Genomic DNA, 12,412 nt, shown 5'->3' with positions numbered 1-12,412 from the left:
GCTACCCAGCGTTTCAGACTGTAATCGAGGGCTTTGGCCGTGGCTGATCCATTGGGCACCAGGTCTCGCTGAGCCAACATCCAGTCATGCAGTTTTTTGAGGATCGGCACCGCCAATTCTTGTCGTATTCGCCAGCGCTCTTCATCACTCATGTCCCGCGCCTGACGTTCGACCTCGTACAAGCCGCTGATCGAGTGCAGGGTCTGTTCAGCCAGCTGACTTTTGTTCGCCACGTGCAAATCAAAGAACTTGCGCCGGGCGTGGGCCATGCAGCCGATTTCAGTGATGCCTTGTTCGAAACCGGCTTTGTAGCCAGCGAAGTCATCGCAGACCAACTTGCCGTTCCAGTCACCCAGGAAGTTGCGCGCATGTTCGCCAGCACGGCTTGGGCTGAAGTCGTAAACCACCGCTTTGAGCCCTGAAAACGGCGTCGTGCTGTACGCCCAGACATAGGCCCGGTGGGTTTTCTTCTCGCCTGGCGCAAGCATTTGCACCGGTGTCTCATCAGCGTGGATCACGCCCTGGTTCAGCACGGCTTCACGCAGTGCATCGACCAGTGGCTGAAGCCGCACGCCGGTTTGTCCGACCCACTGCGCCAGGGTCGAGCGAGCAATTGCCAGCCCGGCACGGCCAAAGATTTTCTCCTGCCGGTACAGCGGCAAGTGATCGGCAAACTTGGCCACCATCACGTGGGCCAACAAACCTGTGGTCGGGATACCTTTGTCGATAACCTGGGCTGGCACCGGGGCCTGGATCAGGGTTTCGCACTGGCGACAGGCCCATTTGCCCCGCACATGTTGCTCGACGGTAAACACGCCCGGCGTGTAATCCAGCTTCTCGCTGACGTCTTCGCCGATGCGTTGAAGTTGGCAGCCACAGACGCACTGGGTGTTTTCGGGTTCGTGACGAATCACCGTGCGTGGAAACTGCGGCGGCAAAGGCGCACGTTTCGGGGATTGTCGTGGTTCGGCCTGTGGCGCATCTGGGAGAAGCTGTTTTAGCTCGGCCTCGATAGCTTCAAGGTCTGTGTCGAGCAGGTCATCCAGCAAGCTGCTTTGCGCCGGGCTGATTTGCTCGCTGCGCTTGGCAAACTTGTGCCGTTTGAGCAGGGCGATTTCGAACTTGAACTGTTCGATGAGGATTTCATCGTTCTGAATCTTCCTGCTCATCGCCTCGACCTGGGATTGCAATTGCAACGCCTGTGCCGCCAAGGCACGAAGCTGTTCCGGGGTCATCTGGTCGAGGTTGGGCGAGAAAGTCATGCCGCCGATTGTGCCAGAGCAGGCGCGGGGCGACGACAAGTAGACCGGCCAAATGGCCGGCGTTTACAGCATGCTAATCACACCGCCTGCACCGACGCGCTGCCACGGCAGGCCCAGCACCAACGCCTGGAGTTGTTCGCTGTCGAGTTCGACCTCGCCGCCGTGGCGAATGCCGGGCCAGTGGAACTTGCCTTGGTTCAGTCGACGCGCTGCCAGCCAGACACCGACGCCATCGTGCACCAGCACTTTCATCCGGTTAGCCCGGCGATTGGCGAACAGATAAGCGCAGTGCGGCTTCGCCGCACCGAACACCGCAATCACCCGGGCCAATGCTGTCTCGGTGCCAGCGCGCATGTCCATCGGCTCGGTGGCCAGCCAGATGGCATCGATGCGGATCATTGAGCGAAAGCCCGAATAAATTGCGCACAACCCTCGGGATCCGAGGCTGGCCATTTCACCGTGATCACTTGCCCGGCCACGGGCAACTCGATGATCACTGACGCTTCGACTGGCCGTTTAGGTGCGGCTTTTAGCGGGACGAAAGCTGGTAGTGAAGCCGCTGCGGGCTGATCTCGATAGAGCGGCAGCCATTTGCGGATGACGTTGGCATTGACGCCGTGGTTGATGGCGACACTGGACACGGTTGCGCCAGGTTGCAGGCATTCCTGAACGACCTGGGCTTTGAACGGTTTCGGATAAGAGCTTCGTTGGCGCATGGAAATCCTGGCGATAAGGGTGATCGCGTCCGCTTAAAAATACGCGGACACCATCGCCCTTAATGCTGGAGTTCGGAAGGTGAGTTCGCCGGACGCTTACCATTATGAGGCTTAGAGGTGTCTACGAAACCAGGGGCGATTCATGGGGTGCTGCGTGTTACATTGATGCGAGTCCGGAATTCGCTCAGAGGTAATGTTGAGTTGGCATCACTGCCGCCACGATGAAGAATGAGAAAACTATGCCCTATTGAGTAAATTGATTCCCCCACGGTTGCTCGGCTGTGGATAAGGATCTCTGTTGCTCTTCATGATCAGCATAGGGAGTGTCGTCTAGCCGTTAATGGATGCGCACTAATCACAAAGGACGGTGTTTTATAAATGGATCTTTTAGCCAACGTACCCAGTTGGGATGACATCGAACGTAATTTGGATCAAACATTCAATGACGTGAACCAGAGCGTCCGCCTTGGCCTGAAAAGTGCCCACGATGGCTGGGATGGTTTCACCCGTCGCGTCAGCGATGGTGCAAGTCGAGCCTACGGTCTCATGGGTGGGCACCGAATCGACTACGTACGCCAGGCCATGGCGATGTCCTATCCGATAATACAGATGGATCTGTGCCGTAAATGGGCCGCCATCGAGATCGAACAGATCCTCCCAGTGCTTCTGCAACTGGTTAAAGAAGTGTCGATGATCCTCGGCGGTAGCGTGGCGATGGGCACCATCGCTGGTGGTGCAGCAGGAGCGTTTGCGTTTGGAGCGGGAGCTGCGCCTGGAGCTGTAGCGGGCGCTGGTATAGGTCTTCAGATCGGTAATCTGATTCTATTGGCCTTGGGGTTGTCTGCGATCGCCGAGTATTTTTACAAGGGCTTACCTGCCTGCCTGTCCACCTTGCAGCAAGGACTCGCCACGGCATGGTGTGCTGAGGACGGTCTGAAATCACCAGGGCTCGATCCTAGTGGTGGTTCTACCGCGCAAGTTCAGGAGCGAACCGAACGTGCTGCACGGCAGTTGGCTCGAGGACAGGAGCAACTGGTGTTGCTGCTGCTGACCGCCATCGTGACTTACCTGATGCGTGGTCAGATGAAAGCTGGAGCTATCAGCAGCATGGCAAGCATCGCCTCCCGCAGCGCCAAGCTTCAGGCAGAGATTTCAAACAAGCAGTTTGCCAACTGGCTGGCGAGGAACGAGCAGAAGATTCTGGCACAGCCTGAACTGCAGGTACGCGAACCCGTCCGCTTGCAAAAAGTCGTAGAACCTCAGCCCGAACCTCTCAATAAACAATCCGTCGCTCACAAAGTCGAGTCATTGCCGCGCCACAGACTGGGGGAAATTACCGGAACTTACTCGGCCATTGAGCCAGGTCCGCTCAGCTCGGATCTCGCCGGCACCTTCGCTGGCGGAAGATATACCGCTGTAAAGTTGGACCAGGACACGATACTGCGGCGGGCGGGCGTTTCGGATAGACCGCTGGGGCAGTTTTTTGCAGAAGAGGCTCCATCTGGAGTTTTGCAAACGCGCATCGACAAAGCTGTCCTTCCGGAATGGCCGGGTGGAGGCAAGTCTCCGATCGATACGGCATTCGATGTTAAGATCCCCGCTGGCACGGAGGTCTACATCGGCGAAGTCGGAACACAGGGAGGTTTCTACATCGGTGGGACCCCACAGATTGTGGTCGTTGAGCCATGGAGAATCAGCGGAGTTGAAGTGATGGGATCGAGTCCTTTGAAATGAAAAACATCAGTCAGATTATCCAGACCATGGTCCGAATTTCGGAGCTGCTGCGTCTTGGCAACGAAGATGAATGGGCAACACGTGTTGATCAGTACCGAATGGAACTACCGAACGATAGCAGCCATATCCTTTCAAAAATATTGAGGCTCTACGGTGGAATGGGGTCCCTCAGTGATATCGTTCTCTACCGTAACGGTCAACCGCTGATCAGTGAGAATAATGAGCTGGCCGAACTGCGAACTAAATTGTACGAGCTGTGCATGAGCGCTTAGGGCAACGGTCCTGACGACAGCACTTGATCAGGAGGCGCCAAGTACAAGCCGATGTCTCGTACCCACGACTATAAGTGTCACGGCACTACCTCGTTTACGCAGCGCTGGATGTGGCCAGTGGCTAGGTCATCCGCCAGTTGAAGCGCCGCCATGGAAGCGAAGAGTTTCTGGCGCTCCTCAATACAATCAAGGCTTCGGTTGCCAAGGATCTGGACGTCCAGCTAATCATGGATAACTCCGGAACTCATAAAATCGTGAAGGTCGCGACTTGTTTGGTTCCCGGCCTCCTTTTCACGTGCATTTCACTCTCACCTCGGCGTCCTGGCTGAACTTGGTCTAGCGTTTTTCAGTCAGATTGCCGGACAATGGATCAGGCGAGGCGCCCATGTCAGCGTGGCTGATGTCGAACGTTCAATTTTGGATTATATCGACCGGCACAATGCAGACCCAAAACCGCTCAACCCGCAGAGGGCATTTATCGCTTCAAGGAGCAGACTTGCTCACCGCAGTCGCTTGGGCAAGTAGAGACGACGCGAGATAAACGAATCAGAGAGGGCAGGGCCAGTGATGACAACTTTTGACAGGCATTGAATCGCCCTTGGTTTCCTAAACACCTTGAGCGGCTGCAAAGGGGCCGATAACGGTCACTCGCTAACGACTGCTTTCGACCAATATAGCGGCCGGTCACAACAGGGCGGAACTGGCCAGAATTGCAGCCGAAACCGTGGGAGCAAGCGTCGTTGTTGGTTGCGACAGCTTTAATTCTCTAGCGCTCGGCGCGTAAGCTGCATTTCTGCGCCTTGCGACAGTTTTGCATGTCTTCTGCAAGAGGCTGAATGCCGCGGAAAACGGGACGCAGGATAGTTAAAACTGTCGCAGGAGGCGGTGAGTCCACCCCGCCGCCGCCTGCAATGTTCCTGCTCCTTAAAGTTGCCTCACTCGTTCGACGCTGGCTTTTGGGCAATGACGTCAAAGCGATGCCAATGCTTCGTGCCTCGCATGCTGGGCCCGTCATATTCATGGATTTCGAACGCCTTCAAGCTAAGGTCTTGGAATAGCACACGGGCTTCTGACTCAGAGTGAAAGGTCCTCTCCGGGTCGGATGCCCAATCATCCTTGTCACCGAAGAGTTGGCCCACGAACACTCCTCCCGGCAGAAGTGCAGACATGACAACTGACCAGAATTTTTCAAAGTGATCTGGATGACAAAATGGTAAGGCCATGCCTGCATGGATCAATGACGAGGGTGGCAAGGCCTCGATGCTCTCAAACCATTGGGTAGCTGTTTCTAGCTTTGCAGCAGGGTGATCCAGACCTATGGCGTGTACCATTTCGATTGCGGCCGGCTCTCGGTCGATAGCTAGAACATCCCAGCCAGCTTGAAGTAAAGCGCGAGTCTCGTTGCCAGAGCCACAGCCCAGATCCACAGCTTTTCTAGAGTTTGTCTGAGTGCTCGCAAGTCCAATTGCTGTGTGAAGAAGCGATGATGCTGGGCGGTCTCTGTGGTGCTCGTAATACGTTGTCCACTTGAAAGACCCGCACGCGTCTTTGCATTGCATTCTTGTATCCTTCCCTGAGGTCGTAATCTTGCCAAAAGCCCCCGTATGCTGGCATGGATCCGATGTGTAGTCTCTTGAAAAGACAGCCAGGCCAAAGGCTCTCGACTTGCGACAGCGTACATTTCCTCGCGAGGAGCTCGGCGGAATCCTTCACGCAAGGTGACTTGGCTGGAGCCTTACCATTGGCTTTACGATCCGCCATTCCGAGCTCCGGTCACAGCAACATGTACGCGATCATCAGCATGCCTAAAACACGAAGCCATGCCCGAGCTCTCTCTCCATCCACGCCAAGAAACGCCTGACCCGTTCGAACCCGGAATGCGCTTTCGGAAACACCAGATGATGGGCCGCCACAGGCGCGCTGAAGATGTGTGGCACGACTTCCACCAGTGTGCCGGACGCAAGGTACTTCTGCGCTAACAACGTACTTTCGAGTGCAAAACCCAGCCCGTGACTGGCGGCCTCCAGGGACATGTAGGAACGATCGAAGCTCAACGCGTAGGGCTTTTCCGGGCGGGCGAGACCGTGTCGAGCGAACCAGGCCGGCCATTTCAACAATGTGGCCTCGGAGAGAATCAAGTCCCGACGCAGTAGATCCGACGCGTCGTCGATCCTATGCCGGGCCAGCAGTTTCGGTGAGGCCAGCACGGCAAATGCCTCATTGCCTAAGGTGCGCACCTCGTAGCTAGGCCAATTGGGTTCGCCATGGCGAATGTCTACGTCAATCTTGTCGCGACTGAAATGCAGAGATTCATAAGAGCACGACAAGTTGATCTGGATATCCGGGTGCGCCATCCGAAATGCTTCCAGCCTTGGCATTAGCCACAGCAGGCCGAAACTCGGTGACGAATGCAAACGCAGGCAATCGAGGCTGACATCGCTGCTGGCCCGTTCCGTGGCGACGGAAAGACTGTGCAGAATGCCGGAAACGTCTTTCAGATACTGCTCGCCAACGGGGGTGAGGCTGACGCCACGCGCCGCGCGAAAGAACAGTTGTCGACCAATCATTGCTTCGAGCTTGGCCAATTGATGACTGACAGCCGAAGGGGTGAGGTCCAGCACTTCCGCCGCGCGGGCAACATTACCGAAGCGAGCGGTTTGCTCAAAGGCCTGAATCGCTCTCAGGGGTGGAAGGGCCGGCGCGGTATCGTCAACAGATCGCATATCAGTCACTTCGCTCGCAGCGCATATTTTTATTGGGGGCCTTCATTCAATCATTTAGCAATCAGGGTGACGAGTGCTGAATTTTTTTCAGCACCCAATGATTTTTGCGTTATTGCTCAGGGCCTGGGCCGAGACCAAAGTAGGCCCATCGATTCCGCTGAATCGACCTTATAAAAACAATCAGAGGTCACACCCATGCTTCTTCAAGGCAAAGTCGCAATCATCACTGGCGCAGCATCGGCACGCGGGATCGGCCGGGCCACTGCGGCCACATTCGCTGCTCAAGGTGCCCGCGTGGTGATCCTCGATCTGGATGAAGCCGCTGCCCGCGATGCCGCAGCGTCTCTTGGCGAAGGTCATCTCGGCCTGGCCGCCAACGTCGCCGATCAGGCACAGGTAAACCAGGCTGTTGCGCAGATCATCGAGCACTTTGGCCGCATCGACGTGCTGGTCAACAACGCTGGCATCACCCAACCCCTCAAGACCCTGGACATCAAGCACAGCGACTACGACAAGGTGCTCGACGTCAGCCTGCGCGGCACTCTGCTGATGTCTCAGGCCGTCATTCCCCTGATGCGCGAGCAACGTTCGGGCAGCATTGTCTGCATGTCCTCGGTATCGGCACAGCGTGGCGGTGGTATTTTCGGTGGCCCACACTACAGCGCAGCGAAAGCTGGGGTACTGGGCTTGGCCAAGGCCATGGCACGAGAGCTGGGGCCGGATAACGTGCGCGTGAACGCCATCGCCCCGGGTCTGATTCACACGGACATCACTGGCGGTTTGATGCAGGACGATCGTCGCCACGCAATCATCGACGGAATTCCACTGGGCCGTCTGGGCGAGGCGCAAGACGTCGCTAACGCCGCTTTGTTCCTGGCCAGCGATCTGTCGACCTACCTGACCGGAATCACCCTGGATGTAAACGGCGGCATGCTCATTCACTGATGCACATTGCGTCAGCCCGCGCGGCTGACGCTGTTCTGAATCGATAAAAACAAGAGATCAGACCATCATGATTACCACCCTGTCATTGGACGCGGTTTCGGCCGTGCGCTCCAACGCATACCGCAAGACTGCCTGGCGACTGATGCCGTTCCTGATGCTGTGCTACCTGTGTGCCTATCTGGACCGGGTGAACGTGGGCTTCGCCAAGTTGCAGATGATGAGCGACCTGTCCCTAAGCGAGGCCGTTTATGGCCTGGGCGCCGGCATGTTCTTCATTGGCTACTTTCTCTGCGAAGTGCCCAGCAATCTGATCCTGCACAGGGTCGGTGCACGCCGCTGGATCGCCCGGATCATGATTTCCTGGGGGATCATTTCCGCCCTCTTTGCCTTCGTTGAAACCGCCTGGCAGTTTTATGCCCTGCGTTTTCTGCTTGGCATCGCTGAAGCGGGTCTGGCTCCGGGCCTGTTGTTGTACCTGACCTACTGGTTCCCGTCCTACCGTCGCGCAAAGATGACCGTGCTTTGGTTCGTCGCGATTCCATTGTCGGGGATGATTGGCGGCCCACTGTCAGGTTGGATCATGAATCAGTTCGCAGGTTTTCATGGCTGGGCGGGCTGGCAATGGATGTTCGTCATCGAGGCAATTCCAACCGTCATCGTCGGCTTGTTGGTACTGACCTATCTCAAAGATGGCGTGCATCAGGCCACCTGGCTGACCGATGAAGAAAAGGAACTGGTTACCAAGGAGCTCGCCGAGGACAACGCTCACAAGGTCACTCATGCCTCACCTCGGGAATTCATCCGCGATCGCCGCCTATGGCTGCTGGCCTGCATCTACTTCTGTGTAGTCATGGGCCAGTACGCGATTACCTTCTGGCTGCCGACCCTGATCCGCAATGCCGGGGTATCGGACCCACTGCACATCGGCATGCTGACCAGCCTGCCTTACATGTGCGCCATCGTCGCCATGCTGCTGATGGGCCGTAGTGGCGACAAGCATCGCGAACGTCGCTGGCACCTGGTTGCCCCGATGATCGCAGGTGCCATCGGTCTGACGCTGGCGGCGCTGCTGGGCGGCAACCTGCTGCTGTCGGTACTCAGCCTGTGCCTTGCAGCTGCTGGCGTGCTCTCGGCTTCCTCACTGTTCTGGATGCTGCCCACTACGCTGCTTGGCGGCGTATCAGCCGCAGCAGGTATCGCCGGTATCAACAGTTTCGCCAACCTTGCCGGGTTCTGCTCGCCTTACCTGATCGGTTGGATCACCACTTCCACCGGTTCCAGTGCCATCGGCATGTACCTGATCACCGCAGTGCTGCTCGCGGGGGCCACGCTGGTCCTGCGCATTCCCGCCGCATCGGTCAATCGTTAACTCGCTGGAGTAGTCACCATGACTGTCAACGCACCCGACACTTCGCTCTCGGCGCTCGCCGAACGCGCGTACAACATTCGCCGCCATGCCCTGCGCATGGGGCAGGTCCAGGGCCAGGGTTATGTCGGCCAGGCCCTCGGCGCCGCTGACTTGCTGGCCGTGTCGTACTTCCATGCGCTGCGCTATCAGCCCCACAACCCCGAATGGGGGCAACGCGACCGCTTTTACCTGTCCATCGGTCACTACGCCATCGCCCTGTATGCAGCGCTGATCGAAGCCGGCGTGATACCCCTGGAGGAACTGGAAACCTATGGTTCGGACGATAGCCGCCTGCCGATGTCGGGCATGGCCGCCTACACGCCGGGCATGGAAATAACCGGGGGGTCGCTCGGCCACGGCTTGGGCATAGCGGTCGGCGCCTGCCTGGGCCTGAAGCGCAAGAAATCGGATTCGTTTGTCTACAACCTGCTTTCGGACGGCGAATTGAACGAGGGATCAACCTGGGAAGCCGCGATGTCGGCCTCACATTGGAAACTGAACAACCTCATCGCAATCATCGACGTCAACAACCAGCAAGCCGACGGCTACTCCAGCGAAGTGCTGGCCTTCGAGCCCATCGTTGACCGTTGGCAGGCGTTTGGCTGGTTTACCCAGCGCGTGGACGGCAACGACATCGGCGCCCTGGTCGCCGCGTTCGACGCCGCACGCAACCATCAAGGTGCACAGCCGCGGGTCATCATCTGCGATACCAAGATGGGCAAGGGTGTGGACTTTCTCGAGTCACGTGAAAAAACCCACTTCATCCGCGTCGATGAAAACGAGTGGGATCTGGCATTGCAAAACCTTCAGGTCGGGAGAACTGTATGAGCCGCGTAAACACCACCGAAACCGGTAAGAAGCGCCTGACAACCTCGGCCATGATCGCTTCGATCGCTGCCGAGGGCCAGGCCACCCGCTCAGCGCCGTTCGGTCATGCGTTGGCGGCACTGGCCGAACAGCGTTCGGACATCGTCGGCCTGTCGGCGGACCTGTCCAAGTACACCGACCTGCACATTTTCGCGAAGGCGCACCCGGACCGTTTCTATCAGATGGGCATGGCCGAGCAATTGCTGATGAGTGCAGCCGCTGGCATGGCACGCGAAGGCTGCGTGCCGTTCGCCACCACGTACGCGGTATTCGCCTCGCGCAGGGCCTATGATTTTATCTGCATGGCCATCGCCGAGGAGAACCTCAACGTCAAGATCGTCTGCGGGTTGCCGGGCTTGACCACCGGTTACGGCCCCAGCCACCAGGCTACGGATGATCTGGCAATCTTCCGCGCCATGCCGAACCTGATGATCGTCGACCCATGTGACGCTCTGGAGATCGAGCAGGCGGTGCCCGCCATCGCCGCCCATCAGGGACCGGTGTACATGCGCCTGCTGCGCGGCAACGTGCCGCTGGTATTGGACGAATATGGCTACAAGTTCGAGATCGGCAAGGCCAAGACCCTGCGCACCGGAAAGGACGTGCTGATCATTTCCACCGGTCTGATGACCATGCGCTCGCTAGAGGCCGCAGCGCAGTTGCAGAAGGATGGCGTCGATGTGGCAGTACTACACGTACCTACCATCAAGCCACTGGACGAACAGACGATTCTGGCTGAGGCGCGCAAGTCCGGACGGCTGGTGGTCACCGCCGAAAACCATTCGATCATCGGCGGCCTCGGCGAGGCGGTGGCGGGCCTGCTGCTGCGCAACGGGGTAACGCCGACATTCCGCCAGATCGCCTTGCCCGATGCCTTCCTCGATGCCGGCGCCTTGCCGACGCTGCATGACCGCTACGGTATCTCTACCGACGCGGTGAGCGCGCAGATCAAGGCTTGGCTGTGACGTGATACCTGAAGATAGAGCCGGCCGGAATTAAAGGCGGCTCTATCCCCGACGCAGCGAATGGGGCTCGTCAGATTTGCATGGCCATGCCATCCACATTCATCGCCGCCTGGCGCAGGGCCTCGGAGCGCGTCGGGTGCGGGTGGCAGGTGAGGGCGATATCTTCTGCCGAGGCCGAGAACTCCATAGCCACGCAGAACTCACCAATCATCTCGCTGACGCTTGGGCCCACCAGGTGCACACCCAGTACTTCATCGGTTTCGGCATCGGCGATGACCTTGGCGAAGCCTTCGGTCTCGTGGTTGATCTTGGCACGGCTGTTGGCGGTGAAGGGGAACTTGCCAACCTTGTAGGCACGTCCTTCGGCCTTGAGCTGCTCTTCAGTCTTGCCCACGGTGGCCATCTCCGGGCGGGTATAGATCACGCCAGGGATGAGGTTGTAGTTGACCTCGTGGGGCTTGCCGGCGATGCGTTCGATACAGGCCACCGCTTCGTCTTCGGCCTTGTGCGCCAGCATTGGGCCCGAAGTGACGTCGCCAATCACCCAGACACCCGGCACTGAGGTACGGTGGTGCTCGTTGTTGAGCATGCCGCGCTTGTCGGCTTCCAGGCCCACGCTTTCCAGGTTTAGCCCTTTTGTATAAGGGCGACGGCCGATAGCCACCAACACGTAATCGGCTTGCAGCGATTCTGCGGTACCCCCGGCGGCAGGCTCCAGCGTCAGGCTGACGCCATCGGCACCTGCGGTAGCCTGAGTCACTTTACTGCCCAGCTTGAACACCATGCCTTGCTTGGCGAGCGCCTTCTGCAGGGTCTTGGCCGTTTCCGTGTCAGTGCCTGGGCAGATGCGGTCCAGGTATTCGATGACAGTGACCTGGCTACCCAGGCGGCGCCAGACCGAACCCAGCTCAAGACCGATCACGCCAGCACCGATGACAACCAGGTGCTTGGGCACTTGCGGCAGCGACAGCGCGCCGGTCGAGTCGATGATGCGCTGGTTGTCGACGGTCACACCTGGCAGAGGGGTGGGCTCAGAGCCGGTGGCAATGACGATGTCCTTGGCCTGCAACGCGGTTTCGCTACCGTCTTCGGCCTTGACCACGACCTTGCCGATGCCATCCAGGCGGCCCCAGCCTTTGATCCACTCGACCTTGTTCTTGCGAAACAGGTATTCGATGCCCTTGGTCAGGCCTGTCACGCTCTCGTCCTTCTGTTTCATCATCTGGGCGAGGTTGAGGGTGGGCTTTACTTCGATACCGAGGTGGGCGAACTCGTCACCGCTGGCAGCTTCGTAAAGCTCCGAAGCATGCAGCAGCGCCTTGGATGGCATGCAGCCGACGTTCAGGCAGGTACCGCCCAAGGTCGAGCGGCCTTCCACGCAGGCAACGCTCAGGCCCAACTGGCCAGCACGGATGGCTGCGTTGTAGCCGCCAGGGCCACCGCCGATGATCACCACGTCATAGGATTTCATGGGTTCAACTCCAGGATGTAGAAGCGCGAGAGGGCACAAGGTTAAGCTG

General features: G+C 58.2%; 12 protein-coding genes. 6 read left to right on the top strand and 6 right to left on the bottom strand.

The genetic code is table 11. The features are described from left to right. The 3 genes from tnpC to tnpA all read right to left on the bottom strand — a co-directional run. Nucleotides 1–1,262: IS66 family transposase (gene tnpC, locus ACF8FB_RS23355; RefSeq protein WP_392512115.1), on the bottom strand; the 1,262-nt coding region annotated here is incomplete at its 3' end. Nucleotides 1,263–1,325: 63 nt separating this feature from the next. Next, complete coding sequence (gene tnpB, locus ACF8FB_RS23350) at nt 1,326–1,661, bottom strand: IS66 family insertion sequence element accessory protein TnpB (RefSeq protein ID WP_023126455.1); 336 nt, start codon at nt 1,659–1,661, stop codon at nt 1,326–1,328. Next, a complete protein-coding gene (gene tnpA, locus ACF8FB_RS23345) occupies nt 1,658–1,978 on the bottom strand; it encodes an IS66-like element accessory protein TnpA (protein WP_392512112.1) in 321 nt (106 codons plus the stop codon). Before tnpA ends, tnpB begins: the two co-directional genes overlap by 4 nt. 378 nt (nt 1,979–2,356) lie before the next feature. Here tnpA and ACF8FB_RS23340 point away from each other — a divergent pair, with 378 nt between their 5' ends. After that, nucleotides 2,357–3,712 carry a DUF6861 domain-containing protein gene (locus ACF8FB_RS23340; RefSeq protein WP_392509886.1) on the top strand — a complete coding sequence of 452 codons (1,356 nt, stop codon included), beginning with the start codon at nt 2,357–2,359 and terminating at the stop codon, nt 3,710–3,712. Next, nucleotides 3,709–3,984 (top strand): DUF6966 domain-containing protein, encoded by a 276-nt coding sequence (locus ACF8FB_RS23335; protein WP_392509885.1) that lies wholly within the window; start codon nt 3,709–3,711, stop codon nt 3,982–3,984. Before ACF8FB_RS23340 ends, ACF8FB_RS23335 begins: the two co-directional genes overlap by 4 nt. 935 nt (nt 3,985–4,919) lie before the next feature. On the opposite strand, the gene ACF8FB_RS23330 is transcribed toward ACF8FB_RS23335, so the two are convergent. Together ACF8FB_RS23330 and ACF8FB_RS23325 are read right to left on the bottom strand one after the other, a co-directional pair. Then, the gene (locus tag ACF8FB_RS23330; RefSeq protein WP_392509884.1) at nt 4,920–5,543 is read right to left on the bottom strand and encodes a class I SAM-dependent methyltransferase; all 624 of its coding nucleotides are present in this window, start codon (nt 5,541–5,543) and stop codon (nt 4,920–4,922) included. A 246-nt stretch (nt 5,544–5,789) separates the two neighbouring features. Then, nucleotides 5,790–6,707 (bottom strand): LysR substrate-binding domain-containing protein, encoded by a 918-nt coding sequence (locus ACF8FB_RS23325; protein WP_029380745.1) that lies wholly within the window; start codon nt 6,705–6,707, stop codon nt 5,790–5,792. Between the two features lie 195 nt (nt 6,708–6,902). Between ACF8FB_RS23325 and ACF8FB_RS23320 the strand changes: the two genes are divergently transcribed. The 4 genes from ACF8FB_RS23320 to ACF8FB_RS23305 all read left to right on the top strand — a co-directional run bounded on the left by ACF8FB_RS23320 (nt 6,903) and on the right by ACF8FB_RS23305 (nt 10,892). Beyond that, a complete protein-coding gene (locus ACF8FB_RS23320) occupies nt 6,903–7,652 on the top strand; it encodes an SDR family NAD(P)-dependent oxidoreductase (protein WP_014754902.1) in 750 nt (249 codons plus the stop codon). Between the two features lie 67 nt (nt 7,653–7,719). After that, the gene (locus ACF8FB_RS23315; RefSeq protein ID WP_104886886.1) at nt 7,720–9,021 is read left to right on the top strand and encodes an MFS transporter; all 1,302 of its coding nucleotides are present in this window, start codon (nt 7,720–7,722) and stop codon (nt 9,019–9,021) included. Between the two features lie 18 nt (nt 9,022–9,039). Next, a complete protein-coding gene (locus ACF8FB_RS23310) occupies nt 9,040–9,888 on the top strand; it encodes a transketolase (protein ID WP_392509882.1) in 849 nt (282 codons plus the stop codon). Then, nucleotides 9,885–10,892, top strand: a complete 1,008-nt coding sequence (locus ACF8FB_RS23305; protein WP_012054134.1) for a transketolase family protein — start codon at nt 9,885–9,887, stop codon at nt 10,890–10,892. Before ACF8FB_RS23310 ends, ACF8FB_RS23305 begins: the two co-directional genes overlap by 4 nt. A 70-nt stretch (nt 10,893–10,962) precedes the next feature. Here ACF8FB_RS23305 and lpdA read toward each other — a convergent pair whose 3' ends face one another. Continuing rightward, on the bottom strand, nt 10,963–12,363 hold the full coding sequence (lpdA, locus tag ACF8FB_RS23300; RefSeq protein ID WP_010955849.1) for a dihydrolipoyl dehydrogenase: 1,401 nt from the start codon (nt 12,361–12,363) through the stop codon (nt 10,963–10,965). Between the last annotated feature and the right edge of the window lie 49 nt (nt 12,364–12,412).

Source organism: Pseudomonas sp. yb_2 (assembly GCF_043103905.1).
Classification (GTDB): domain Bacteria; phylum Pseudomonadota; class Gammaproteobacteria; order Pseudomonadales; family Pseudomonadaceae; genus Aquipseudomonas; species Aquipseudomonas alloputida.
Note: the sequence above shows the minus strand (reverse complement) of the source record. Positions and strands in the feature narration are given on the sequence as shown.

Bases quoted from the DNA above. Each gene is read 5' to 3' on its own strand.
- ACF8FB_RS23315 (WP_104886886.1), top strand. From the start codon at position 7,720: ATGATTACCACCCTGTCATTGGACGCGGTTTCGGCCGTGCGCTCCAAC.
- tnpA (WP_392512112.1), bottom strand. From the start codon at position 1,978: ATGCGCCAACGAAGCTCTTATCCGAAACCGTTCAAAGCCCAGGTCGTT.
- ACF8FB_RS23335 (WP_392509885.1), top strand. From the start codon at position 3,709: ATGAAAAACATCAGTCAGATTATCCAGACCATGGTCCGAATTTCGGAG.
- ACF8FB_RS23340 (WP_392509886.1), top strand. From the start codon at position 2,357: ATGGATCTTTTAGCCAACGTACCCAGTTGGGATGACATCGAACGTAAT.
- ACF8FB_RS23330 (WP_392509884.1), bottom strand. From the start codon at position 5,543: ATGCAATGCAAAGACGCGTGCGGGTCTTTCAAGTGGACAACGTATTAC.
- ACF8FB_RS23320 (WP_014754902.1), top strand. From the start codon at position 6,903: ATGCTTCTTCAAGGCAAAGTCGCAATCATCACTGGCGCAGCATCGGCA.
- ACF8FB_RS23310 (WP_392509882.1), top strand. From the start codon at position 9,040: ATGACTGTCAACGCACCCGACACTTCGCTCTCGGCGCTCGCCGAACGC.
- ACF8FB_RS23305 (WP_012054134.1), top strand. From the start codon at position 9,885: ATGAGCCGCGTAAACACCACCGAAACCGGTAAGAAGCGCCTGACAACC.
- tnpB (WP_023126455.1), bottom strand. From the start codon at position 1,661: ATGATCCGCATCGATGCCATCTGGCTGGCCACCGAGCCGATGGACATG.
- ACF8FB_RS23325 (WP_029380745.1), bottom strand. From the start codon at position 6,707: ATGCGATCTGTTGACGATACCGCGCCGGCCCTTCCACCCCTGAGAGCG.
- lpdA (WP_010955849.1), bottom strand. From the start codon at position 12,363: ATGAAATCCTATGACGTGGTGATCATCGGCGGTGGCCCTGGCGGCTAC.